The sequence below is a fragment of the Priestia sp. Y58 genome (assembly GCF_029522095.1).
Classification (GTDB): Bacteria; Bacillota; Bacilli; order Bacillales; family Bacillaceae_H; genus Priestia; species Priestia megaterium_E.
In genome coordinates this window covers 243,630-269,625 of the sequence record NZ_JAKWFL010000002.1, presented here as the reverse complement: position 1 = coordinate 269,625, position 25,996 = coordinate 243,630, and the positions used below count along the sequence as shown (strand labels likewise).

Below are 25,996 nucleotides of genomic sequence, written 5' to 3'. Positions count from 1 at the left end.
CATTCTACAAGGGGAAAAGGTTATTTGGAATAGGATGATGTTTTCTATCATCAATTAAAGTAATGCACTGAGCCAGCTGTTCAATTCCTCGTTTGATCGTATTCGTATTTACTTGTGAGATGCTTAATCGGAGAAGAGTGTCTCTTTTATATTCTGGTAAAAAAAATCTAGAGGCATCATCAACATATATGTGCTGCTCGTTTAGCATTTGAACGATCTGTTTTGCTTTCACATGCTCAGGCAAACTAATGGATAAATAGAATCCTGAAGTTGGTTTAGAAAAATGTGTATGAGCGGGTAGCAGTGAATCACATGCTTCTACAAGAGTTTGCATTTTGGTATGGTATACCTCTTTTATCTTTTTAAGATGACTAGTAAACATGCCGCTTTTTAAATAAATTTCAAGAGCACCTTGGGAAAGCGCTGAACTATTAAAATCTGAACTGAATTTATATCGTAAAAAATTGCTATTCATTAACGAAGGAAGCACGACAGCAGCAATACGTAACCCTGGAAGAAAGATTTTCGAAAAGCTTTTAATGTAAATGACTCGTCCAGAAGGGTTGAAAGAAAATAAAGGATCTGATTTTACATCGGGATCAAGGTCGCCCAAAAAGTCATCTTCCACTATATATACATCGTATTTTTCGGCTAGCTCCACGATTTTTTTCTTCTCAACATTTGTATAGCAATGCCCAAGAGGATTGTGAAATCTCGGAATAATATAGAAAAATTTTATATCATTGTTTCGAAAAATGTACTCCAAATGATCAAGATCAATTCCTTCCATCGATAGCTCGATCCCAAAAGTAGTAGTTTGGTGCAGCGTGAGAGACTCGATAAACCCGAAATAAGTGGGCTGTTCAATCAAAATATTATTTTTTCCATTTGGAAACGGGATAGAAACTAATAAGTGAAGAGCTTGCTGCGACCCGGATACAACAACTAACCTTTCAGCTCGAGTGAACACCTGTAAATTCTGCAAGTGTTTCACTAACTGTGCCCGCAATGAGTAAGAGCCTTGTTGGTCAGAGTATGTAAAAAGCTCTTCTTTGTAGTGTTCAATTGCTTGGTTTATACAATGCTGAAATTCAAGATAAGGCATAACGTTTTTATCTGGACCAGCAGACAAGAAATCAATCACTTCATTTTTATTCGTCTTATGTTGAAATTCTCCCACAACGTAGTAGCCGCTTTTAGGAATAGAATAAATTAAATGCTCTTTTTCTAGTTCGCTGTACGCTTTGATAACGGTATTCTTGCTGCACGAAAAATGGTGGGAGAGTCGGCGAACAGAAGGGAGTTTACCACCTGCAGTAAGCGATCCATTTGCTAGGCCAAGCTTAATTTCTTCCATGATTTTCAGATATTTCAAACTCATAGGTCCTACTCCTTTAATTTGTACCCGTACAGATAGGTAAAAGAATGATTTATTTTACTAGTTGTCCTGCGCTATCCTTTTAATTATATCAGAACTTTTTTTAGAAAAATGGTACAGTTCTGAAAAATAAAAAGACAGGGGTAGGGTAAGATGCAAAAAGAAACGAGAGAGAAAATGGGCTTATTGCTCGGGGTAGTAGGTGTTATCTGTTTTAGCTTAACCCTTCCTTCTACAAGCATTGCAGTCGAGTATTTTGGAACGACAGTCGCCGGTTTAGGAAGAACAGCTGTAGCTGCTATTTTAGTAGCTGTGATATTGATTGTACGAAAAGAAAAAATTCCTTCTCTTCGCCAATTTAAAAGTCTGCTGATAGTGGCTTTAGGCGCAGTTTTAGGGTTTCCTCTGCTCACTTCCTGGGCAATGAAATCATTGCCTGTTTCTCACGGAGCGGTTGAACTCGCTCTTTTACCATTAGCCACAGCCGGTTTTGCGATGTTTAGAGGGGGTGAACGTCCTTCTTTCAAATTCTGGATATCAAGCATGATTGGTTCTGCAGCTGTTATCGTGTATGCTCTTCACCTCGGATTTGGTCAACTGCAGTTTGCCGATGCAGCTTTACTAGCAGCGGTGCTGATACTTGGACTGAGCTACGCAGAAGGAGGAGTGTTGGCAAGAGAATTAGGCAGCTGGCAAGTGATTGCTTGGGCCATTATCATCGGTGCGCCATTTTTTATGATTCCAGTAGGACTAAGCATTACAGCTGAGATGCTTCATGCGCCTTTACAAGCGTGGGTTAGTTTGATTTATCTCTCAGTAGTGAGTCAATTTTTAGCATACGTTGCTTGGTACAGCGGGATGGCGATGGGGGGAATAGCCAGAGTTAGTCAGGTTCAATATTTACAGCCATTTTTAATGATTCTGTTTGCAGCTCTATTTCTAGGCGAATCAATTACACTTTTTACTCTTGCTATAGCAATAATTGTTGTCTTTTCGGTTGTACTAGGCAAAAACGCCTCGGTATCAAAAAAAGAAGTGCATCCACAGGAAATAATGAATAAAGACGCTTAACTAATATGTGAATTTATTACATTAAAACAACATGCTCTATTCCCGTTAGCAATCAGCAGGCTCATTGGGTCTCCTGTTTTCTCTATGTAAGTTTTGAGAGCCAAAATATAAGAAATGAATGAATTTCCTATGTAAAAAAGGTATATAACGGTTTTTTTTCACATAGGTTGAACATTATACGAGAACTTGTACACCGAAAAATACAATTAGACAAATAATTCGTATCGAGCTTGTCATATACATAGAGAGAAAAGGTAGTGATGAAAAAGGACGGGAAATAGAGGAGATAACGAGATGAACACTTTTTTGAAAGGAACGTTTATTTTAGCTGGTGCTGCCTTTGCGGGAGAGTTAATTGAATTTCTTGTAAATATGGTACTTGCTAGAGAATTAGGAAGGGAAGGCATGGGCATGTACATGACCGTTCTTCCTATCATTTTTCTTATTGCCACCGTAGCTAACTTAGAACTGCCTATTTCTATTTCTAAATTTCTTGCTGAACATCATCGCAAAGAACATCAGCATATGATGAAGCATGCCACCATTTTTGCGACTGCTGTGAGCTTGGGAATCTTTTTTATTACACTGGCCGTATTAGCAGCCTTTCCATTTTTTAGTCACTATCATCCTTACTTAAAATGGGTTGTACTATGTTTCATTCCGGTTGTTTCATTTTCAGCAGTGCTTCGTGGATATTTTACGGGTAAAAATAATATGACGACTATTGCTGTGTCTAATTTTATCCGCAAAGCCTTTCAGCTAACGATTTTATTTGTTGTTTTTCAAATGTTTGCTTTCACAGATGTTAAAATGTCGCTGTTTATTGCGATTTGTACGCTAATTGGAACCGAAGCTGTTATTTTACTTTATTTTTTTATCACGTATGTTACTCAGTTAAGTGTTTTATCAAGAGGGCACAGACCTTTGCTTTCTCCAAGTGAGATTCGGAAAAAGCTGTTAGGCGTCTCACTTCCGACCACGGGACTGCGTTTATTTAATGCGGTATGTAATGCTGTTCAGCCGTTTTTAATCAAACACGCGCTCGTTTTATCGGGCATGACTTTAACCGGAGCCACGCAGCATTTTGGTATGCTAACAGGGGTAGCGATGTCGATCGGCTTTTTTCCGGCTTTCTTTGCTCATTCTCTTTTAGTAGCACTAATACCTGCTGTATCTGAAGCTCATGCGAAAAATCGGGAAGAACAGCTTCAAAGACTTTTGACTCAAAGTATGCAAATGACATTTTTATATGGGATTCCGTCTATAGTGGCGATGTATTTCTTTGCTGAGCCGCTTACTAACTTGTTTTTTCATTCTACAGAGGCCGTGTACTATCTAAAGGCTTTATGGCCGTATTTTCTTTTTCACTTCTTTGCCGTCCCGCTTCAAGCTTATTTAATTGGCCTTGGCTATGTAAAAGATGCTTTTTATCATACGATTTGGTCTCATATTGTATCTTTTTCCCTGATGTTTTTCTTAGGATCACAAACAAATATTGGCATGCAGGGAATTATTATCGGGATGAACTGTGGCGTGGTTGTCTTAACCGTTCTGCATTATGTAACGATTTGCAAAGTCATCAACGTTTCCTTTTTTTCACTTAAGCATAAAACGCATTTATCTTAAAAAAACCTCCAACAGTGAAGTTGGAGGTTTTTTGGTTACCAGTTATTCATAATTGAGCTAAACAGTGTAGCAGGGTCTTGTCCGCCGCCGCCTGATAAATATTTCGTTGTTTGCGTAGAATTAGCATTATCAAAGCCAGCGTGGATAGAAACGACTGCATCATCGGTATACCCGACAAACCAAGCATCTTTGACATCGTTGGTTGTACCAGTTTTACCTGCAGCATCTCGTGAAGAACGAGCGTTAACACCTGTTCCATAGCTTTTTTCAATCACATCTTGCAGCATGGATGTCATTGTATCCGCATTTTCTTCACTCATTACTCGCTCTGTCTGAATGTCTGGCTTTTTCACTTCACCGTCGCGCATCTCAATTTTTCGAATGGCGTACGGCTTAGTCATGACGCCTTTGTTAGCAAAAGTTGTATATCCTTGTGCTAACTGAAGGGGAGAGAACGTTGTGGTCGTTCCTCCAAGAGCAAGCCCTAATTTTGACTTATCGTCATCTTCAAGAGGAAGTCCAGCTTTTTCCATGAATTTTGCGCTTGTATCAATACCAATTTGTTTTAAAAGCCAAACAGCTGGAACGTTAAGTGAACGAGTAAGTGCTTCACGCATTGTCACATGCTTTTGATATTCACCTTCTGCGTTTTTAGGGCTATATCCACCGCCAAAGTCTTGTCGTTCGTCACTTAAGAGTGAAGTTGGTGTATAATCTCCAGTTTCTAAGGCTGGACCATATACGGCTAAAGGCTTAATAGCTGAACCAAGCTGATAGCCGCTTGTAGCACGGTTTAAGCCGTTTCGCTCATAGCTGCGTCCTCCATACATCGCTGAAATCCCACCTGTTTTAGGGTTGACAGCTGAAATCCCAACCTCTACTTTGCTGTTGATGGCATCATCTCGGAACGTATGATTTGCTACAGAGTTATTAATCGATTCCTGTAAATTAGGATCTAAATCTGTATAAATGGCATAACCACCCTTATAAAGGTCATCAGCAGATACGCCATATTGTTGAGCAGCTTCTTTAATTACATAATCAATAAATGCTTGATTTGAGTTCGGTTTTTTAACCGGAATACTAGGCTCGACTACACGTTCATTTAACGCTTGCTGATACTGAGTATCGCTAATAACGTTTTGATCATGCATCAGCTTCAATACAACGTTTCGTCGGGCTGTCGCTTTTTCTGTACTATTGCTTGGTGAATACGTACTCGGCGCTTTTGGCAGTCCTGCTAAAAGCGCAGCTTCGCCTACGGTTAAATCTGATACAGGCTTATTAAAATAAATCTGAGAAGCTGCACCAATACCATATACACCGCTTCCGAAATAAATTTGATTTAAATATAATTCCAAAATTTGATCTTTTGTAAATTGTCTTTCTAAGCCTAGTGATAGAAACATTTCATCTACTTTACGTTTAATGGTCTTATCACTAGATAAGTAAAGATTTCTTGCTAACTGCTGTGTAATGGTACTTGCGCCTTCAGCTTTACTCATTGTTACAATGTTCTTAAAAAGGGCGCGGCCAATACCTTGTAAATCAATCCCAAAATGCTTGTAAAAGCGACGGTCTTCCGTTGCCACAAACGCCATTTTTACATAATCGGGAATTTCATTGCTCGAAACATTTTGACGGGGAACGGTTTTATACAATTCGTCAATCTTACGGTCATTTTTGTCATAGACTACCGTACTTTGAACCGACTGCAGTTTCGAGTAAGATAAATCAGCCGTTTGCTGAAATTGCTTTAATACATAGGTAACTCCTAGCATTACAATTAAAACAACGACTAAAAAGGCTAAAATAAATTTCCTCATGTTGGTTCACTCCACTAAGTAATAATTCCATGTTCACACATAGCTACATTCTTCGTCTTTACAAGGTCGTTATGTAAAGAATGCTGAAGTTTGTTAACCCATTCAACCTTTTAACAGGGAGATGGGTGATAAAGTATTAACGTTCACAAGCTGACGCGCTAAGTTTAATAAAGGCTATTATTCAAGTGCAGGTAAGTTTTTAGGGTATAAGATGATTGACATAAATAGCTCTTTACGCAGTTTTTTTTGCTTACTCGCAGATGCTTCGTTTTTTTATTAAACTGAAACGAAGTGAAATACAATCATCTGAACTTAGTTTACCCATAAATTTGTGTTTGTCAAATAAAGTCGTATAAAGCACCATTCGGGGCTTTGTTCCCCTTTATGAAAAAACAAGCTGGTATTTTACGTTCTGTTTCTCATAGAAAAAAGTTGTTATAACACGTATAAGAAATAAGATTTAGTACGTTCGGGTATAAATGCTGATATCTGTTGAAAGTAATGAAATAAAGCAAAAATTAACTAATTTATCAGACTAGGGCACTTTTTATACGAAGGAGGACGGGCGAGTTTTAATCATTATCCACCTTTTGACGGGAGCACTTAGCTAAAAGTGGAATATTTCTTTCCACGCTGTAAGTCAAACGAATTAAATACCTAGCTGCATATGAGCAATGGCCATATGAAGTTATTCAGTATTATGTGATACTGCCAGCAAAACATACAGGTATTTCTTTGACAGTAGTTCCTTTACAAATGCTTCGAAAGTTCTTATAATAAAATTATCTTTAATTCGAGATATTTAAAAGGAGTGGATATACGTGAAACATATTTTTAAAAAAGGAACGGACGAGACGAAACCGACTTTATTGCTGTTGCATGGTACAGGAGGTACAGAACAAGATCTGCTCCCTGTGGCAGATATGATTGATTCCTCTTGCTCCGTATTATCTGTAAGAGGAAATGTACTAGAAAACGGAATGCCCCGTTTCTTTAGACGTTTACAAGAAGGAATATTTGATATAGAAGATTTAATTGAACGCACAAAAGAACTTCATCAATTTTTAGATGAAGCGGCTGAAACATATTCATTCGACCGACACAACATCGTAGCTGTGGGCTACTCAAATGGTGCCAATATTGCAGGAAGTTTGCTATTTCATTATGAGAATTCTTTAAAAGGGGCGGCTCTTCTTCATCCGATGGTTCCAAGAAGAGGAATTGAAGTGCCTAAGACCGACGCTTCTATCTTTATTGGTGCAGGCACAAACGACCCTATTTGCCCAGCATCAGAAACAGAAGAACTTTCTGCGCTTTTAGAAAAAGCCGGAGCGGACGTACAGGTGCATTGGGAATCATTTGGCCATCAGTTAACACGAACAGAAATTGAAGCAGCTGAAAAATGGTATCAATCAAAATTTTAATTTAAAAACTTTCCGCATTCGTGCGGGAAGTTTTTTTATTTTTAAAAAATAATGAAAGTTATCGTACAAAAGATAGATATAAATGGTAAAAAGTACTTTTTTTACTGAATGAAGGGAAATTTTATGATATCATTTTATTTCCGGTATATCCTTGCAGAATAGCTATTTTTAGGTAAAGTATCAAATTATTTTAAAATTCCTGGCTTCTATCACAAAAAAATGAAACCAAAGTCTGAGTAAACCGTTATAATAAATGCAGGATTTAAATTCAAAAGGATGGTTAAAAGCATATGACTCGTTTTTTTATTGTTTTACTTTTCGTTCTAATGGTTATATGTGTATATACCATTATTTCGCAAACCCTTTACCGTCGCTATCATTCATCAGTCATAATAAAAGGGGCAAAAAAGCATAAAATAGCTATAACATTTGACGATGGACCTCATCCTGTTTATACACCAAAAATTTTGGACTTGTTCCAACTGCATGAAATGAAAGCTACTTTTTTTATTGTGGGAGAACTAGGAGAAAAACACCCGTCTATTTTAAACAGGATGATCGATGAAGGACATGAAGTAGCTATACATCATCATCGTCATGTGAGTGCATGGACGCAAACACCTTGGCAATTAAAAAGACAAATTCATCAATGTGCACAGGTTATAGAGAAAGCAACAAATCAAAAGCCGCTTTTTTATCGTCCGCCGTGGGGACATTTAAATATGAGCAGTTTATCAATGGCCAAGCCATATCACCTTGTGATTTGGACAGGAATCTTTCAGGATTGGACATTAAAAACAACGAAAACGGCATTAGTTCAAAAACTAATGCGTAAAGTAGAAGATGGAGCCATTTTTGTTTTACACGATAATGGCGATACCCCTGGAGCAGATGAAAAAGCACCTGAAATGACGATTGCAGCACTAGAAGAATTTTTACCTTATTTAAAACAGCAAGGGTACGAAAGTATAACCATGCAGCAATTGATGGATCAATCGTAAATAGAGGAGCGAGCAGTGGACTTAACAATTATTTCTCAGTATATACATTCCTATGGTTATATTGTTATTTTACTTGTACTTTTTTGCGGGATTGTTGGAATTCCAGCGCCTGAAGAATCATTTTTAATATTATTAGGCATGTTTATTGCCAAACATCAGCTGAACTTATACGAATCATCTCTTTTTGCTTTTTTAGGTGTTATAACTGGAATGCTTACTGCTTACGGGCTAGGAAGATATGCGGGAACCCCGTTTTTTGATAAATACGGAAAATACGTAGGGTTAAGCAAAGAGAAAATTGAAGCGGCAAGCGGCAGCTACCATAAATATGGAATATGGACTATTTTATTCGGTTTATATATTCCAGGCCTGCGTCAAATTAGTCCATATATGGCGGGAATAAGTCGCTATCCCTTTTTGCTTTATTTGTTGTTATCGGTAGTAGGCAGTCTAGTATGGGTCCTTTCTTTTCTCATTCTAGGTTACTACGTAGGAGATCGGATTCATATTTCGTATATCATTATGGGAGCTGTAGCTTTTTTTGTGATTTACTTGCTTATAAAAAGAAAAAGAAACCGAAAACGTCTTGAGAGGAGGGATGGTCAATGAGGAAGGTTTTATTTCTACCGCTTTTTCAGATGCCATCTGGTCACCACCAAGTAGCAGACGCCGTTATGGATGCCATCATGGAGCGTTTTTCGCACGTTATTTGTCAAAAAATTGATTGTTTAAGCTATTGGAGTAAACCGCTTGAACAAATGATTTCATCGATATACATGAAATGGATTTCTGTTTTTCCAAAGCAGTTTGAAAAATTTTATTACGGTCATGTATACAAAAAAAACGACCATACGATGGATGACTTTGTTGTGAAAAAGTGGCCGATTATCGAATACCATATGAAGAAATTAATTGATGCAGAGCAGCCGGATGTCATTGTTTGTACACACAGCTTTCCTTCCTGTGTATTAAGCGGGTTAAAAGAAAAAGGAATCATTGATCTTCCTATTATAAACGTATACACCGACTTCTTAGTAAGCGACGTATGGGGTAAAAATGGAATTGAACTTCACTGCGTACCTGATCAGGATACAAAAGCGTTTTTACAAAACGTTCACGGTGTAAAAGAGTCTTCTATTTATGTAACGGGCATTCCGGTTCATAAAGCGTTTTTAAAAAGACGGATTGACCATCTCATGCCACAGAAACATATACTGATTGCCGGAGGGAATTCCGGCCTTGGAAATGTACGCAAAATGCTTCAGCAGCTTCCGCAAAACTGTACGTATATGTATTATGTGCTGTGCGGAAAAAACAAAAAGTTGTATCAAGAACTAATAAAATTAAACCACCCGAGAATTAAAGCGGTCTCGTATGTAAAATCGAGAGAGAAAATGAATGATTTATATGAGGGAGCAGATGCCATTGTCACAAAAGCGGGGGGAGTGACAATTAGCGAAGCCCTTCACAAGAGACTACCTATTTTTATTCACTCATCTCTTCCTGGTCAAGAACAAATTAACATTGAATATCTAAAAGAAAAAGAGCTGCTGATACCGCTTAATGATGCTGAAGCCTTTGAACAGCAGCTTAAGAACATTTTAGAAAATGATGTAAAACGAAACCGTTTGATAAAACGAATGGACGAATATGTAGACAGCTTAGAAGTAAAAGTAGACCGCGTACTTGCAGATCATTTTAAGCTGTATCGATATGAGACAAGTCAAAATCAATTTTAAGCAGAACATTGGTTATTTCTTTTTACATTCGATAAACTAACTGTAGAGATAACATCTGTAGAAGGTTAAATGAAGTAAAAGGAGATTATAATATGAACTCAGTTATTGAAACGATTTTAAATCATCGTTCTATTCGCAAATATGAAGACAAACCATTGTCCGAAGAGCAAATTCAGACGATTGTAGAAAGCGCACAGGCAGCTTCCACATCAAGCTATATTCAAGCGTATTCCATTATTGGAGTAAAAGATAAAGAAACGAAGCGAAAGCTTGCTCAATTAGCAGGAAATCAGCCTTACGTAGAAACAAATGGACACTTCTTTGTATTTTGCGCTGACTTTCATCGTCATGATGTCATTGCGGAAATGGAGAAAAAAGATTTATCGACAGCGCTCGAAAGCACAGAGCAGTTTATGGTAGCTATTATTGACGTTGCCCTTGCTGCACAAAATGCAACGCTTGCTGCTGAATCAATGGGTCTTGGAGCTTGTTACATTGGCGGTTTGCGTAACGAATTAGAAGAAGTAAGCAAAGTGTTAAAACTGCCTCATCATGTAATCCCGTTATTTGGTCTAACGGTTGGGCATCCAGCGGGTATTACGGATAAAAAGCCGCGCTTACCATTTAAACATGTGTATCATGAAGAAACATATGAGCCGAATGATGAGCAGACGAAAAAAGAATTAACAGCGTATAACGAAGAAATTTCTGCTTATTACAACGAAAGAACAAATGGCAAACGCCAAGACACATGGACTGGTCAAATGGCTGAAATGCTTTCCAATCCTAAGCGTATGTATATGAAAGAATTCGTTGAAAAGCAAGGATTTAACAAGAAATAAAAAAGCTGGGACAAAAGTAGTTTAGCCGAATTGAAAAGCGAACCGCTCATCAAAATTTTTGATGAGCGGTTCGCTTTTTTTGTTATGGTGAACATAGGTTTCATTTATGTAGTTCCTTCTAGCAGTTGATCGGAGGGCAAGTCGAAGGCTCCTGCTGGAAAAGCGGAGGAAAGCGAAGTCTGGCACGGAAATCAACGGCGGTGCCATAAACAGTTCAGCTCATGTATACGAGTTGTTCGTCTTTAACTTAGCTTCATTTTGTTATGTCTCAACCTCTTTTTTGTTATGAAAAAACTTAAATTACACGTTAAATAATCAATAAAAAAAGAAGAGATATCCCCCAGCAATGATAAAGAAATCCGGCTATTTTAGGAAAAAGAACAATAAAAAGCAGTAAAAAGTAGAAACATTTCATCATATACCCAAATTATCAGAAATATTACGATTAAACGTTCTGTTTTGTTAAGTTTTGTAATAAAAGTAGCATGGCTCTGTAACGGCTGTGAAATGTGAGGATGATATCATTCAATCATTGAGTAAATAAGGAGGTATTCGTAATGAAAAAATTTATATTTACTCTAGGAACAACAGCAATCCTTTCAGCAGGATTTGTAGGTGCAGCTTCTGCTTCTACAAGCGGAACGTATCACGTAGAAAAAGGTGATACGTTATGGAAAGTCGCTCAAAAGCACAGCGTGAGCGTAGACGAGCTAAAAGATGCAAATAACTTAACATCTAATATTATTTATCCAAATCAAGAATTAAACGTAGCTACTATAAAAGAAATGACACACAAAGTTCAGCAAGGAAACACATTATGGTCCATCAGTCAGCAATACGGCGTGACGGTAGATCAAATTAAAGAATGGAACGGACTGACGTCAGATTTAATTTATCCTGGCGAACAATTAAAAATTCAGTCTCCAAACGGCCAAGCTCAGCAATCAAGTCCTTCAGTAGCCCAAGCTGCTCCAGAAGCTCAGCAAGCTCAAGCGCCGGCTGAACAAACTCAAGAAGAACAGCAGCAAGCTCAAGCTGAACAGGCTCAAAAAGAGCAGCAGCAAGCTCAAGCTGAACAGGCTCAAAAAGAGCAGCAGCAAGCTCAAGCTGAACAAGCTCAAAAAGAACAGCAGCAAGCTCAAGCTGAACAAGCTCAAAAAGAACAACAACAACCTGCTGAATCGTCACAACAAGCCAGCGGCAAATCAATGACAGTTGAAGCAACTGCCTATACGGCTAATTGTGCTGGATGTAGCGGTACAACTGCTACAGGAGTGGATTTAAAAGCAAATCCAAACCAAAAAGTAATCGCTGTTGACCCTAGTGTTATTCCGTTAGGTTCGAAAGTTTATGTAGAAGGCTATGGTGAAGCTGTAGCTGCCGATACAGGTGGAGCAATTAAAGGCAATCGAATTGATGTATTCGTTCCTTCTGAAGGTGATGCTCAACAGTTCGGAAGAAAATCTGTTAAAATCACGGTTATGAACTAAGAAGCTTTTTATAAAATTGCTAGTCTAGTATAGAAATACATAGCTAGTAAAGCAAAAGAGGTGCCATGAGGCACCTCTTTTTACTTTATAATACGCTTTGCGCCCGCATAGCTGTTTTTCCAGTACGCTGTTGAAAGTGATTGCGTTTTAACGCCTTTGCTGCTGACATAAATGAATTCTTGTTTGTCTAGGTAAATTCCTACGACTGAAACGGATTTGCCGTTTTTAAAGAAAACTAAATCTCCAGCCTGCAGGCTGTTTTGCTTTACGTCCGTGCCGCTTTTATACTGATCTGCTACTGTACGGGGGATAGAAATATTTGAACCCGCGTTTTTATATACATACTGTGTGTACCCTGATACATCAAAACCTTTTGGTGTCGTGCCTCCATATTTATATGGCTTTCCAATTAGCGTTTTAGCATACGATACAATTTGCTGCTGTTTTGCACTAACAGAAGTTTGAGATGCTGGAGCCGGCGAAGGTGCGCTTGCACTTTTCACTTTCAGCACTTGTCCAACTTTTAGCGCATCTGTTTTTAAATTGTTTAATTTTTTTAATTCAGCTACCGTCATGCCGTACTTTTTAGCGACTGCTGTAAGCGTGTCTCCTTTTTTCACCGTGTAGGTGCCATTGCTATCAGCGGGTGTAGATGGAGCTGTTGGTGAAGGTTGAATATCTTCATCAAGCAAATAACTCATATTTGCGTTAAACGTTACTTTTAGCTTCGTTTTATAGCTCTTCGCTTTTTGCTGAAATTGCGTATTGTATGCGTTGATTTCTTTTTCAAAATTTGCAGAGATCTTATTAAATTCCGCGTCACTTACATCTCCATACGCATAGTCTTCAAGATCCACAATGTAATTGTAAAGAGCAATTAAACTGTCATATAAATACCCTTGAAGCTGATCAGCTTCTGAATTAAGATGATTCATCGCGTAATTTTTATCAGTCTTTGTTAGAAACTGGTCAATTTGATCCGCAAGCTGATCATATGCGGCTAACGCTTTTTCGTCATCTTTTATTCCTTCAATTTCTTTTAGCTTTTTTTCTACGGTTTTATAAAATGGCGCGTAATAATCTGCTAGCGAATTAACGTCTTTTTGATAAACGCTGACAGAAGAAGCAGCATAAGCAGAGTGACTAAAAACAGGCGTTGTCACCGATGCTCCTACTAAAACGGATGCTGCTATAAATGGTACAAGTAGTTTTTCTTTTTTCATTTGTAAAGTCCCCCAAATATCCAAATAATAGTATAGCAGATAGATTATACTATATTAGGTTATAAAAGAACTAGTACTTTTCCTTTAATTTCATATTTTTTAGCAGTTTGCGTACCTGGTAGAAGATAATCTAAGGAACAAAGAAAATGTGTGATACAATGTACAAATATTCAGTTAAAAAGGAAGTGTACGATATGCAGCAATTTATCAAAGAAATAGCGCGCGGAAAAAGGGGATCAACTGACTTAACGTATGAACAAGCAAAAGAAGCAGCTCGCTTAATCGCTTCTGGACAAGCTACGGATGCTCAGATCGCTGCTTTTTTTATCGCGGAACGTATTAAAACTGAAAATGCAGATGAACTATTGGGATTCGTTCATGCTTTTCGTGAAAAAACAAAAGAAATACCGCTGTCTCAGCCGTTAAAAGATAAATCAATTGATTTTGCAAGCCCTTATGCAGGGAGGAATTCATTTTTTGCGACCATTCCTGTATCAATTTTATTAGCTGAAAGAGGTGTGCCAGCTTTTTTACACTGTACAGAAGCGCTTCCTCCAAAGTTTGGAACAACGATTGAAGACGTACTTCATTCATTACAGATCCCTCAAGCTCAAACGATTGAAGACATCGGTCATGCGTTTGAAACGTTAAAAATTGGCTTTGTAAATGCCGAAACAATCTCTTATCCTCTTAGCCGCATCAAACAAGTTCGTCATGAAATTGGTGTAAGGACACTTATTAATACGGTTGAAAAACTACTAAACTTATCGAATGCTTCTTCTTTAATGATGGGTGCTTTTCACCGTACAGCCATTAATAAGATTGTGCCTATTTTTGCTTCTCTGCCTTTCAAACACGTATACGTGGTACAAGGGATAGAAGGATCAGAAGATGTACCTGTACATAGAAGCAGCTTTGTTTTTACGATCTCAGAAGGAGAGATGGAGTCGTTTATTGTCAATCCAAAAGAATACGGACTGTTTGTGGAAGAAGAGCACTTCGAAAAGAAAATAAGTGTTGAAAAACAAGCGGAATATGTGACGCGCATTCTGGAGGGTGAATCTTCTTCCGAACTGACTTACGTCTATAATCAAGTAGTATTAAACGCTGGCTTGCGCTATTATCTATTTGGCTATGAAGCTTCTATTGAAAAAGGAGTAGACTATGCAAAACGTCAGCTAGCTGAAGGTTTGGGCTGGAAACACCTGCAGAAATGGAAAACACAAGCGATTTCAGAAGAGTAAAAGGTGAGCAAACATGCTCATCTTTTTTTATCGGAAGAGATAAATTCTTTGTTTTTTGTCAGAAAATTTACTATAATTAGTTATGCATTTGTGTTAGAAAATATCACATTTGATGTTAATAAGAAAATAGATTAGTAGAAAGGACGCTTTCATTGAAACTTACGTCGAGAGAACAAGAAAAATTAATGATTGTCGTAGCTGCAGATTTAGCAAGACGCCGTCAGACAAGAGGATTAAAACTTAACTATCCCGAGGCAGTAGCTATTATTACATATGAAATTATGGAAGGAGCTCGTGATGGCAAGACGGTAGCACAACTAATGCGAGAAGGGACCAAGATTTTAAAACGAGAAGATGTAATGGAAGGTATTCCGGAAATGATTCATGATATTCAAGTGGAAGCTACCTTTCCAGACGGAACCAAGCTCGTCACTGTGCACGATCCAATTCGTTAAGAGGAGGGGAAGATATGATTCCAGGAGAATATTTCTTGAAAAAAGACCCAATCACATGCAATAACGGAAAGAAATCAATTAGCGTGACTGTAATCAACAGAGGCGATCGACCTGTTCAAGTAGGGTCACACTTTCATTTTTTTGAAGTGAATGCTGCGCTCGAGTTCCCACGCGAAGCTTCGCTTGGCTATCATTTAAATATTCCGGCCGGCACAGCCGTTCGTTTTGAACCAGGTGATGCAAAAGAGGTGGATCTCGTTGCTTTCTCCGGAACAAGAGAAATCTACGGTCTTAACAATAAAACAAACAGATCGCTTTCTGATAGAAAGGAAGATGTATAAGATGAGTTTTCAAATGTCGCGACGTCAGTATGCAGATATGTTTGGACCAACCGTTGGAGATGCTGTTCGTTTAGCAGACACAGAGCTATTTATTGAAATTGAAAAAGATTTCACCACGTACGGAGATGAAGTAAAGTTCGGCGGAGGAAAAGTCATTCGTGACGGAATGGGGCAGCATCCTCTTGCAACACGAAGCGAAGCAGCGGACTTAGTGTTGACAAATGCAATTATTGTTGATTATACAGGCATATATAAAGCAGATATTGAAATAAAAGATGGACTCATTCAAACCATCGGAAAAGCGGGCAATCCCCTGCTGATGGATGAAGTAGACATCATCATTGGTGCGAGTACAGAAGTGATTGCAGCTGAAGGGAAAATTGTAACCGCCGGCGGTATTGATGCACATATTCATTTCATTTGTCCGCAGCAAATTGAAACTGCTCTTGCCTCTGGAGTTACAACAATGATTGGAGGAGGAACGGGACCGGCCACAGGAACAAAAGCTACCACTTGTACACCCGGAGCGTGGCATATTGAAAGAATGCTTGAAGCCGCTGAAGCATTTCCAATGAATATTGGCTTTTTAGGAAAAGGGAATGCAAGTGCGAAAGAGCCTTTAATTGAGCAAATTGAAGCAGGAGCGATTGGACTAAAGCTTCATGAAGACTGGGGAACCACGGCATCTGCCATTGACACAAGCTTACAGGTAGCAGACGAGTACGATGTTCAAATTGCGATTCATACAGATACTTTAAATGAAGGCGGCTTTGTCGAAGATACGATTGCAGCGATTGGCGATCGAGTCATTCATACCTATCATACTGAAGGAGCTGGAGGCGGACATGCACCTGATATTATGGAAATGGCAAGCTTTCCAAACGTGCTTCCATCATCAACTAATCCAACAAGACCCTATACTGTCAACACGCTTGAAGAACATTTAGATATGCTTATGGTATGTCATCATCTTGATCCCTCTGTACCAGAAGACATCGCTTTTGCTGATTCTCGCATTCGCAAAGAAACGATTGCAGCTGAAGATATTTTACACGATTTAGGTGTATTCAGTATGATTTCTTCAGATTCCCAAGCAATGGGACGTGTAGGAGAAGTGATTACAAGAACGTGGCAAACAGCTGACAAAATGAAAAAGCAGAGAGGGAAACTTGATGGTGACAGCGAAGCTGGCGATAACGCACGTGTCAAACGCTATGTAGCTAAATATACGATTAATCCAGCTATTGCTCATGGAATTTCCGAATACGTAGGATCAGTAGAAACAGGGAAAATGGCTGACTTAGTTCTATGGGAGCCAGCTTTTTTTGGAATAAAGCCTGACTTGATTGTAAAAGGTGGTTTGATTGCACACAGCTTAATGGGAGATCCTAACGCTTCAATTCCAACTCCACAGCCGATTTTATACCGTCCGATGTTTGCTTCTTATGGAAAAGCGAGAGCTAAAACGTCTCTTACGTTTGTGTCAAAAGCAGCGTACGAGAACAAAGTGGGCGAGAAACTGGGGTTGCAAAAGCTGCTTAAACCGGTCAAAAATATTCGTCAATTAAAAAAAACAGATATGAAGTTAAACGGGGAAATGCCTAAAATTGAAGTTGATCCCCAAACGTACGAAGTAAAAGTAGATGGACAAATGATTACATGTGAAGCAGCAGAAGTTGTGCCTATGGCGCAGCGATACTTTTTATTTTGAGGTGAAAGAAATGGTAATCGAAAAAATTATCGGAAATATGGCAACATTAGAAAAACGGTCTCCGCATATAGAAAAGGTATATATCGAAAGTGATCACTTAGTAAAACGCGTTCAGCGCGTTGTAACAGATCACGGTAAGGAACTAGGAATTCGTCTAAAAGAAAATCGCGAGCTCACTGATGGTGACGTGCTGTTTATGGATGAAAGCAATATGATTGTTGTGCAGGTGCTGGCAGACGATATTTTGACCATTCAGCCGATTGATATTCAGCAAATGGGAGAAATTGCTCATCAGCTTGGCAACCGACATTTGCCGGCACAGTTTGAAGGTGGAGACATGCTCGTACAGTACGATTATTTAGTCGAAGAATTGCTTCAGCAGCTTGATATTCCCTATAAGCGCGAAAAAAGAAAAGTAAAACAAGCTTTTAAGCATATCGGACACAGTCATGACTAATTCATTGCTTTCGCTGATTCAACTATGTGATTCAAATTTTCCATCCGGTGCATTTTCACATTCGTTTGGCTTTGAAACGTATATTCAGCGAGATCAAATTTACAACACAGAAACCTTTCAAGAAGCGCTTCGTACATACCTTGATGTTCAGCTTACGTATACGGACGGCTTAGCATGCAGACTGGCTTATGAGTATGGGGCTCATGACCAGTTTAACGAAATTATGAGAGTGGATCATGAATTATACGCTCTTGCTTTGTCAAAAGAAACAAGAGAAGGGACAAGACGCGTGGGCCAGCGCATGTTAAAACTTTGCTTAGAGTTATTTCAAGGCTCTTATTTAGAAAAGTATATGAGTGAGGTAAAAGCAAAGAAGGCGTATGGACATCCTGCTGTTGTATTTGCGTTAGCCAGCCTGCAGTTAAATATCACAAAAGAAGAGGCAATTTTAAGCCACTTGTACGCTAGTATTTCTTCGTTAATTCAAAATGCTGTTCGCGGCATACCGATCGGTCAAACCGATGGACAAAAAACGCTCGTTCTTTTTCAGCCGCTGCTGCAGCACGCACTTCAGCATATTTTACAAGCAGATCAAGAGGAATTTGGTGCCGTGACACCAGGGTTAGAAATTGCTCAAATGCAGCATGAACAATTGCATGTTCGATTGTTCATGTCATAAAAAAGGAGGGAAGGCCTTCTAACGATGAAGGCGTAAAAAATGAAGGCAATTAAAATTGGAATTGGTGGACCTGTTGGTGCAGGGAAAACAATGTTAGTAGAACGATTAACGCGTGCACTAGAAGGACAGCTAAGCATGGCGGTCGTTACAAACGATATTTATACAAAAGAAGACGCGCAATTTCTAGTAAAAAACAGTATTTTACCGAAAAATCGTATCGTAGGAGTAGAAACAGGAGGCTGCCCCCATACGGCTATTCGAGAAGATGCATCTATGAATTTTGCTGCGATCGATGAGTTAGTGGAACGTCACCCCGATGTTGAACTTATTTTTGTAGAAAGCGGAGGAGATAATTTAGCCGCAACGTTTAGCCCAGAGCTCGTTGATTTTTCGATTTATATCATCGACGTAGCACAAGGGGAAAAAATCCCGCGTAAAGGCGGTCAAGGAATGATTAAATCTGATTTATTCATTATCAACAAAACAGATTTAGCCCCGTATGTAGGAGCTAGTTTAGAAGTAATGGAAAAAGATACAATTCAAGCGAGAGGGAACAAGCCTTTTGTTTTCACCAATTTAAAAGAAGATAAAGGGCTCGACCAAGTGATAGAGTGGATTAAAAAAGAGGCATTTTTAATCGGCCTTGAATCATGAGCTACACGGGTTATTTAGAGCTTCGGGCAGAAAGAAACAGCGAGCGAACCGTTATTAAAGATACGTACCATTACGGTGCTTTCAAAGTTGCAAGACCTATTTACATGACTCCTGAATCACCTTTTGTTTATATGCTTCACGTAGGTGGGGGATACGTAAGTGGAGACAAATATAAAACGATGATAACGGTAGAGAAAAATGCCCAACTGACGGCTACTACTCAATCTGCGACAAAGGTATACAAAACACCGAACGAAGCTGTTTTACAAGAAACGTGTATAACCCTTGAAGAACAAGCCATCATGGAATATATACCAGACCCGCTTATTTTGTATGAAAATGCTGCATTTGTCCAAGAAATAACGGTTCATATGGCACAAAACGCTGCTTTGTTTATGTGTGACAGCATAACTCCGGGGTGGTCACCGGACGGGCAGCTGTTTCAATATACCTCTATGCGTTCCAAGCTTAAACTGTATGTAAACGAGCAGCTGAAGGTATACGATCACTTATACTTGAAGCCAGAAAGCCATTTGCGCGGCATGATGAAAATGGAAGGGTATACTCATTTTGGATCGATTATCATTGTTCACCCAAATGCCGACGACGCATTTATAGCAAAAGTACATCAGCTGTGCGAAGAGGCAGGCTGTAAAGTAGGAGCTTCCGCACTTCCGGTCCCCGGATGTACTATTCGAATATTAGCTGCTAGTACACAAGAAGTTGAAGACATAATCGCTAAAGTATACGGATTGTTCCGACAGCATTTACTAAAAGCTGAAGTATCACTTTTGCGTAAGTATTAAAGAGGCTGGGACAAAAGTATTGTAGTTGAAAGAAAATCCGAACGAGCTGGATTCTTAATGGAGAATCAAATTCGTTCGGATTTTTTTATTGGTAGGGTGAACGTAGGTTTCCTGTATGTAGTTCCTTCTAGCCGTTGATTAGAGGACAAAGTGACGTCTTGCACAGAAATCAACAGCTGTGGAACAAGCAGTTCAGATCATTTATCCTGCTTGTTCATCTTTAGATTGAATTGTTTTCGTTATGTCTCATTCGCTTTTAGAACCACAGGCTAAACAATCCGTCGCTTACACCTAAATTATACATATAATAAAGGCCAAATATAATGCTGACAGCGCCTGTTACCTGCATTAAGCAGCGGTTTAACGTGACTTGCTTTTTAGTTGTAACGAATGGAATTCCAATAACCGTTGTAAATAACAGCATGCCAAGACAAGTGCCGATTCCAAAAATGATAATGTACAGAGCACCTTGCCATACGTGAGTAACGGTGCTCATCGTTAATACAACCATCGCTGCGCTTCCGGCCAGTCCATGAACAAAGCCGATGCCCAATGACTTTAAGTAAGACGTTTTTTCGTGATGCGTATGTACTTGTTTTTTGTAAGACAGAAAAGATGTGAAACCGAGGTAAACGAGCATAATGCCCACTAAAAATTCAAGTGACATGCTCATACGTTCAGAAATACTGCTTTTTAACACCATTAAAATCATGCCAAAAATAAACAGCGTAAGCGTATGACCAATCCCCCAGTATACTCCTGCAAGCGAAGAGCGCCACAGCTTTTTACTTTTTGAAGCAATGGTTGATACAGCGATAATATGATCTGGTTCTAGAGCATGCTTGATTCCTAAAAAAAACCCTAGTATTAAAATTGAAAAAAAACTTGTTTCCATGTCAGCTTTCTCATCCTTTCGTACGTATAAAACTAGTATATCGTACGCTTTTGTTTTAATAAACAGAAAATTCTAAACGAAAATGTCTGGTCGAATAGCTAAGCTATTTATCAATTTACAATAAGTTACAAATATTAAAGGAGATGTAGTATAAAAATTTTACATTTACAAAAACTATGAGTAAATTATTGTGAGGTTGATAACTATGGACAAAATTTCTACTGATATCATGCTGTGGAGTTCTTTTATACGTCAAAATGTTAGGACAGAACGTGACTAGACTAGAAGCTCTTTTATGGAGCATTGCGTTACCGGGCTTTGGCCAATTACTAAACAAAAAACATATAAAAGGAATTTTGTTTATTGTACTTGAATTTCTCATTAATATGGGCGCAAATTTTAATGAAGGCATTCGCTTAAGCTTTTTAGGAGAAACAAGGCAGTCCCTAGAGGTAATGAACATGCAGTGGTTAATGTTTTATCCATGTTTGTATTTTTTTGCAATTTGGGATGCTGTTAAAGAAGCAGAAAACGGAGCATCGAGATTTACATTTATTCCTTTTGTCTCCTGTGCTTATTTTGTTACAGTAGGCATTATGTATTCCTCAGTAACAACCATCAGCGGTGTTTTTATAGGACCAATTTGGCTTCCTATGCTGTCTGTTATACCCGGACTTGTTGTCGGACTCATTGTCAAAAAGCTATTAGAAGTGTATATACATAAGAAAAAATAAACGTCATTACAATCTATACATCAGTAGATTTTAATGGACGTTTATTTTATTTTTGTTTATAAATAAGTAATAAAGTCTCTTATTTAGGGAACGTACTAACAGTGGCTGTTTTTACATAACTTTAAGAGAGCGGGGACTACTCATAAAAAAGAGCACATTGAAAATGGAGAGAATGTGTACAAGCTTATATAATAGCACTTTGACAAAAAGAAGCTGGAGAGAAGGTGGATAGAGGATGATCACAAATGGTATTTATCGTTTTTTTCTCGTTTGGTACGTATGCGGAGTCGTCTTGCTTTCCTTCGATTTGCTGCCTTTATGGTTAGAATGGGCAAACGCGGTTTTTTTACACTTGAGCAGTCTTCTTTCTCTTATTTATCTAGCTAAAGCTTATGGAGTAAGGCGAGCACTGCTCGTTGCAATATTTGTGACAGGCGCATCTATTTATGTCGAAAGTCTAGGTGTTAAGTATGGATTTTTATTTGGATCCTACGATTATGAAAAAGATTTTGGCGCCAAAATTTTAGGGGTTCCTCTGACCATTGGTTCAGCTTGGTTTATGGTTGTGATCACAAGCAGAATATTAGCTCTGGGAATTATGAAACGTATGGAACTGCCGTTTATTGTCCGTGGAATTGCCTATGCAGTCATTAGTTCGCTTTTTGCTGTTATTATGGATTTGGCTATTGATCCCGTTGCCTATGTTGTTAAACAATATTGGGTGTGGGAAGGGGACAGCTTTTATTATAATATTCCTTTATCAAATTTCTCCGGCTGGTTTTTATTGTCTTTCTTCATTCAGCTGGTCGTATATTTCTTTTTAGCTAAGGTTTCTAAAGAAGAAGAGCCGGTATGGGAAAGAAGAATGGTGTTTTTGTATAGTGCAGTCGTCATGATGTTTGTAATTGTAGCATTAGTAAATGGCCTGTGGCTTGTCGTATGGCTGACAATGATTCCTTTTCTTATCCTTTATATTGTGTATAAAAAGGAGACTCGCCTATGATTTACCCGAAGAAAAACTCAATATTTGAGCGATTTTTTCAATTGTTTGTCACATATCAGCTTAAAAAGCAATTTTATCGTATTCATTTACATATAGAAGGGCTCCCAAAAGATAAAAAAATTTTATTAATTGCTAATCATTCCAGCTGGTGGGACGGTTTAGTGACATTTTATTTAAATAACGCGGTATTAAAAACAGATCTATATGCTATGATGTCCGAACAAGGAATGAAGGATTTTCCTTTTTTTCAACGAATCGGAGCTTTTTCAGTAAATGCAGCGTCTCCGAAGCATACGGTGGAATCGTTAAGGTTTGCCAGTAAGCTGTTAGAAGAGAAAAAAGCGGTGCTTATTTTTCCTCAAGGAAAAGAAGAGCATCTTGAAAAAAGACCGTTAACTTTTTCTGAAGGACCTGCTTTTCTTCTAAAGAAGCATTCTGACATTGAAGTTATTCCCATTACGTATTATTATACGTTTCGCCATGATCAGCGACCGGAGCTTTTTATCTGGGTAGGGCAAGCTGTTTTTTACGACTCAGCTAAGGCAAGAGAAGAGATAACCAACACGCTAGGCGGTGCAGTCACTGCTCAGCTCGATCATCAAAAACAGAAAATAATCCAAGAAAACGATGAGGAATTTACGGTTTTATTAAAAGGAAAAAAGACGCTTAGTGAATGGTTAACGTGGTGGAAAGCGAAGGTGAAATAATGATTTACTATATGCTTTTATTTATTTTTATGCTGCTTCTAACCATTGTAAATATTCAAGCAATGCCTAAATTAAAAAGATACGAGCCGGATTCCAAAACACCTCAGCCTCTCATTTCTATTTTGATTCCAATGCGAAATGAAGAACGAAATGTAAAGCGAATCATTTCCTCTATTAAAGGATTAACGTACAGCAATCTAGAATGTGTCATACTAGACGATCAGTCCACAGATCAAACACGAACACAGCTGTTGAAAGCAATTCACGCTGATCCGAGGTTTACCATCATAGACGGAAAAGCGCTGAGAGAGGGCTGGGTCGGAAAAGTTCATGCCTGTCACCAGCTGTCGCAAGCTGCAAATGGAGACTATTTATTGTTTGTAGATGCAGATGTAGAACTAAAAGAACGTACGCTAGAACATACTTTAGCCACAGCACAAGCGACAAAAGCCGCTCTTTTAACAGGTTTCCCTCGTTTTCCCGTAAAAACGTGGTTAGAAGCATTGGTCGTTCCTCTTCAGCATGTGGTTGTTTTTAGTTATTTACCGGTTGTCGTAGCTAATCGTAACAAGATGAGCAAAGCTTCAGCGGCTCACGGTGCTTTTATGTTTATAAAAAAAGAAGCTTACGAGGCCGTAGGAGGACATGAAGCCGTCAAATCTTCACTAGTAGAAGATGTACACCTAGCCCAGCTTTTTAAGCAAAAGAAACATCGCGTCATTTTAGCTAATATTACCTCTCATGTTAGCTGTTATATGTATGAAACAACAGAAGAAGTATGGAACGGTTTTGCTAAAAACATCTTTGTAGGTCTGGGCCGCTCCGCTAAAGCAGTTTGGGTACTAAGCGTTTTTTTTGCCTGTTACTATGTGCTGCCGCTTCCTTTTTTTATAGCAGGAGTATTCACAGGCAACATGCTTTGGATTCTTCCTTTTTGCATTATGCTTTTTCAGCGGTTTTTAATTGACCGGTCGGCTCAGCAAAAAGGGCTTTTGTTTTGTACGATGCCCGCGTCGGCAATTGTGCTGATGCTGCTGATGAATCATTCCATGAAGCGTGAACGAAAAAAGCAGGGATATGAATGGAAAGGAAGGCATTATCAATGAAAAAAGTACTAATAGTCGGGGCAGGATTGGGCGGATTAGCTGCAGGAGTTCTTCTTCAAACAAAAGGGTTCGATGTCACAATTGTGGAAAAAAACGAGCATGTAGGCGGAAAAATGATGCCTGTGCAGCTAGGAGAGTATTCTTTTGATTTTGGGCCTAATACCATTACAATGCCCGAAGTTTTTCAGTGGTTATTTGAGCAAGCGGGTGAACGTCCAGAAGACTATATGCCTCTTGTCAAACTAACCCATCATACGAATAATTTTTTCACCGACGGCTCACAATTTTCCATGTCTATAGACGAAAGAAAAATGATTCAGCAGCTTGAACTTCTCGATCCCTTTGCTGCGGAGCAATACCCTGCCTATTTAAAAGAAGTAAAAAGAATATACGACATTGCAAAAAGCCAATTTTTCTACCGGACATTTTCATCGTGGAAAGATTACACAAACCCTTCATTATTAAAAGCATTGCTGCAAGTAAGGCCGTTTGAAACAGTAGATACGTTTCATCAGCGTTTTTTTCGAAACGAAAACATTCGAAATGCATTTAATCGATATGCAACCTATATCGGATCTTCACCTTATACATCACCCGCTACGTTTTCACTGATTGGACACTTAGAAATGAATGATGGGGTGTACTATGTAAAAGGAGGAAATACTAGAATTGCAAAAGGGCTGGGGCATGTGTTCCAAAAAGCCGGAGGAAAACTGTATACAAGCTGCAGCGTTACTGAAATAATCATAAAAAATAAACGGGCTGTCGGAGTGGAAGTGAATGGAGAAGAAAAGATAGACGCGGATATTGTTATTGTAAACGGGGACTTGCTAAAAGCCTATCCGGCACTCGTAAAAGAGCAGGATAGACCTCATTTTAAAAACAAAAAAACAGCTGAATTTGAGCCTTCCATATCAGCTTATGTGATTATGGCAGCAGTTAAGAAGCGCTTTTCTCAGCTGATTCATCATCAAGTGTACTTTTCTCAGGATTACAAGCAGGAATTCTATGAACTATTTCAGCAAAAAACGCTTCCAACCGACCCTACCATTTACGTTTGTAATTCTTCGTATACCGATAACACGGTAGCTCCGGGTGATAATTTATTTATTTTAGTGAATGCCCCTGCTGTAAAAGAAGAGAATCAAGAAAAAATGAAAGCTTACAGAAAAGTTGTCTATCGCAAGCTTTCTCAGTTTGGTTTAGATATTGAGCCCTCGCTTGTACATGAACGAATTGTTACTCCATATGAAATTGAACAAACGTTCGGTGCATTTAAAGGTGCTTTGTACGGCGTGAGTTCAAACCGGAAAATGGATAGTTTTCTTCGTCCAAGCAACGTCTCAAAAGATGTTAAAAACTTATATTTTGTAGGAGGAACGACTCACCCAGGCGGGGGGTCTCCTATGGTCACAATTAGCGGCATCAATGTAGCTACGCTTATTTCATCTTCCTAATTGATAAATCAGGATTGTCAAAAAGTTTAGTTTTTTGGTACTATAAGAAAGGACAGAGGCTGTTAACCACCTGTTCTCGCGGATGGAAAAAATGTTACATAATGAAGTTGAAAAGGTGATTACATAA

At 38.7% G+C, this 25,996-nt stretch carries 25 protein-coding genes; 21 read left to right on the top strand and 4 right to left on the bottom strand.

What is annotated here, in order from left to right; all coding sequences use genetic code 11:
• Window positions 1–4: 4 nt before the first annotated feature.
• A complete protein-coding gene (locus MMB68_RS07120; protein ID WP_277548479.1) occupies window positions 5–1,381 on the bottom strand; it encodes an aminotransferase-like domain-containing protein in 1,377 nt (458 codons plus the stop codon).
• 150 nt (window positions 1,382–1,531) lie between these two features.
• Here MMB68_RS07120 and MMB68_RS07115 point away from each other — a divergent pair, with 150 nt between their 5' ends.
• The gene (locus MMB68_RS07115; RefSeq protein ID WP_269872023.1) at window positions 1,532–2,449 is read left to right on the top strand and encodes a DMT family transporter; all 918 of its coding nucleotides are present in this window, start codon (window positions 1,532–1,534) and stop codon (window positions 2,447–2,449) included.
• 294 nt (window positions 2,450–2,743) lie between these two features.
• A complete protein-coding gene (locus MMB68_RS07110) occupies window positions 2,744–4,075 on the top strand; it encodes a polysaccharide biosynthesis protein (RefSeq protein WP_277548478.1) in 1,332 nt (443 codons plus the stop codon).
• 35 nt (window positions 4,076–4,110) lie between these two features.
• Here MMB68_RS07110 and MMB68_RS07105 read toward each other — a convergent pair whose 3' ends face one another.
• Window positions 4,111–5,901 carry a transglycosylase domain-containing protein gene (locus MMB68_RS07105; protein WP_028412808.1) on the bottom strand — a complete coding sequence of 597 codons (1,791 nt, stop codon included), beginning with the start codon at window positions 5,899–5,901 and terminating at the stop codon, window positions 4,111–4,113.
• Window positions 5,902–6,722: 821 nt separating this feature from the next.
• Here MMB68_RS07105 and MMB68_RS07100 point away from each other — a divergent pair.
• From MMB68_RS07100 to MMB68_RS07075, 6 genes are all read left to right on the top strand, one after another.
• Entirely contained in the window at window positions 6,723–7,325 is a 603-nt protein-coding gene (locus tag MMB68_RS07100) for an alpha/beta hydrolase (RefSeq protein WP_221784769.1), read from the top strand.
• A 290-nt stretch (window positions 7,326–7,615) separates the two neighbouring features.
• On the top strand, window positions 7,616–8,326 hold the full coding sequence (locus MMB68_RS07095; protein WP_221784770.1) for a polysaccharide deacetylase family protein: 711 nt from the start codon (window positions 7,616–7,618) through the stop codon (window positions 8,324–8,326).
• A 15-nt stretch (window positions 8,327–8,341) separates the two neighbouring features.
• Window positions 8,342–8,935 carry a DedA family protein gene (locus MMB68_RS07090; protein ID WP_221784771.1) on the top strand — a complete coding sequence of 198 codons (594 nt, stop codon included), beginning with the start codon at window positions 8,342–8,344 and terminating at the stop codon, window positions 8,933–8,935.
• A complete protein-coding gene (locus tag MMB68_RS07085; RefSeq protein ID WP_013057664.1) occupies window positions 8,932–10,065 on the top strand; it encodes an MGDG synthase family glycosyltransferase in 1,134 nt (377 codons plus the stop codon). The genes MMB68_RS07090 and MMB68_RS07085 overlap by 4 nt, the downstream gene beginning before the upstream one ends.
• 92 nt (window positions 10,066–10,157) lie before the next feature.
• Window positions 10,158–10,907: an oxygen-insensitive NADPH nitroreductase gene (nfsA, locus tag MMB68_RS07080; protein WP_153254509.1), complete on the top strand. Its 750-nt coding sequence runs from the start codon at window positions 10,158–10,160 to the stop codon at window positions 10,905–10,907.
• 557 nt (window positions 10,908–11,464) lie between these two features.
• On the top strand, window positions 11,465–12,397 hold the full coding sequence (locus MMB68_RS07075) for a 3D domain-containing protein (protein WP_277548477.1): 933 nt from the start codon (window positions 11,465–11,467) through the stop codon (window positions 12,395–12,397).
• Window positions 12,398–12,477: 80 nt separating this feature from the next.
• On the opposite strand, the gene MMB68_RS07070 is transcribed toward MMB68_RS07075, so the two are convergent.
• Window positions 12,478–13,620, bottom strand: a complete 1,143-nt coding sequence (locus MMB68_RS07070; RefSeq protein ID WP_277548476.1) for a C40 family peptidase — start codon at window positions 13,618–13,620, stop codon at window positions 12,478–12,480.
• A 194-nt stretch (window positions 13,621–13,814) separates the two neighbouring features.
• On the opposite strand from MMB68_RS07070, the gene MMB68_RS07065 reads away from it, so the two are divergent.
• From MMB68_RS07065 to MMB68_RS07030, 8 genes are all read left to right on the top strand, one after another.
• On the top strand, window positions 13,815–14,864 hold the full coding sequence (locus MMB68_RS07065) for an anthranilate phosphoribosyltransferase (RefSeq protein WP_116514011.1): 1,050 nt from the start codon (window positions 13,815–13,817) through the stop codon (window positions 14,862–14,864).
• Between the two features lie 152 nt (window positions 14,865–15,016).
• Window positions 15,017–15,319, top strand: coding sequence for an urease subunit gamma (locus tag MMB68_RS07060; RefSeq protein WP_013057659.1), 303 nt, complete (start codon window positions 15,017–15,019; stop codon window positions 15,317–15,319).
• 14 nt (window positions 15,320–15,333) lie between these two features.
• A complete protein-coding gene (locus MMB68_RS07055; RefSeq protein WP_013083758.1) occupies window positions 15,334–15,660 on the top strand; it encodes an urease subunit beta in 327 nt (108 codons plus the stop codon).
• Window position 15,661: 1 nt separating this feature from the next.
• Window positions 15,662–17,371 (top strand): urease subunit alpha, encoded by a 1,710-nt coding sequence (gene ureC / locus MMB68_RS07050; RefSeq protein ID WP_269871571.1) that lies wholly within the window; start codon window positions 15,662–15,664, stop codon window positions 17,369–17,371.
• Window positions 17,372–17,381: 10 nt separating this feature from the next.
• A complete protein-coding gene (gene ureE / locus MMB68_RS07045) occupies window positions 17,382–17,828 on the top strand; it encodes an urease accessory protein UreE (protein WP_269871570.1) in 447 nt (148 codons plus the stop codon).
• Window positions 17,821–18,507 (top strand): urease accessory protein UreF, encoded by a 687-nt coding sequence (locus tag MMB68_RS07040; protein ID WP_277548474.1) that lies wholly within the window; start codon window positions 17,821–17,823, stop codon window positions 18,505–18,507. The genes ureE and MMB68_RS07040 overlap by 8 nt, the downstream gene beginning before the upstream one ends.
• 39 nt (window positions 18,508–18,546) lie before the next feature.
• On the top strand, window positions 18,547–19,161 hold the full coding sequence (gene ureG, locus MMB68_RS07035; RefSeq protein WP_277548473.1) for an urease accessory protein UreG: 615 nt from the start codon (window positions 18,547–18,549) through the stop codon (window positions 19,159–19,161).
• Window positions 19,158–19,967 (top strand): urease accessory protein UreD, encoded by an 810-nt coding sequence (locus MMB68_RS07030; protein ID WP_269871567.1) that lies wholly within the window; start codon window positions 19,158–19,160, stop codon window positions 19,965–19,967. The genes ureG and MMB68_RS07030 overlap by 4 nt, the downstream gene beginning before the upstream one ends.
• A gap of 256 nt (window positions 19,968–20,223) precedes the next feature.
• Here the strand turns inward: MMB68_RS07030 and MMB68_RS07025 are convergent, their stop codons facing one another.
• Window positions 20,224–20,862 carry a HoxN/HupN/NixA family nickel/cobalt transporter gene (locus tag MMB68_RS07025; RefSeq protein WP_028409110.1) on the bottom strand — a complete coding sequence of 213 codons (639 nt, stop codon included), beginning with the start codon at window positions 20,860–20,862 and terminating at the stop codon, window positions 20,224–20,226.
• 272 nt (window positions 20,863–21,134) lie between these two features.
• Here MMB68_RS07025 and MMB68_RS07020 point away from each other — a divergent pair, with 272 nt between their 5' ends.
• The 5 genes from MMB68_RS07020 (at window position 21,135) to MMB68_RS07000 (ending at window position 25,869) form a co-directional block, all read left to right on the top strand.
• Window positions 21,135–21,596: a hypothetical protein gene (locus tag MMB68_RS07020; protein WP_269871565.1), complete on the top strand. Its 462-nt coding sequence runs from the start codon at window positions 21,135–21,137 to the stop codon at window positions 21,594–21,596.
• Window positions 21,597–21,831: 235 nt separating this feature from the next.
• Window positions 21,832–22,599 (top strand): carotenoid biosynthesis protein, encoded by a 768-nt coding sequence (locus MMB68_RS07015; RefSeq protein WP_221784780.1) that lies wholly within the window; start codon window positions 21,832–21,834, stop codon window positions 22,597–22,599.
• Window positions 22,596–23,306 (top strand): lysophospholipid acyltransferase family protein, encoded by a 711-nt coding sequence (locus tag MMB68_RS07010; protein ID WP_221784781.1) that lies wholly within the window; start codon window positions 22,596–22,598, stop codon window positions 23,304–23,306. Before MMB68_RS07015 ends, MMB68_RS07010 begins: the two co-directional genes overlap by 4 nt.
• Window positions 23,306–24,412 carry a glycosyltransferase family 2 protein gene (locus MMB68_RS07005; RefSeq protein ID WP_221785108.1) on the top strand — a complete coding sequence of 369 codons (1,107 nt, stop codon included), beginning with the start codon at window positions 23,306–23,308 and terminating at the stop codon, window positions 24,410–24,412. Before MMB68_RS07010 ends, MMB68_RS07005 begins: the two co-directional genes overlap by 1 nt.
• Complete coding sequence (locus MMB68_RS07000) at window positions 24,409–25,869, top strand: phytoene desaturase family protein (RefSeq protein WP_221784782.1); 1,461 nt, start codon at window positions 24,409–24,411, stop codon at window positions 25,867–25,869. Before MMB68_RS07005 ends, MMB68_RS07000 begins: the two co-directional genes overlap by 4 nt.
• The last annotated feature ends 127 nt before the right edge of the window (window positions 25,870–25,996 follow it).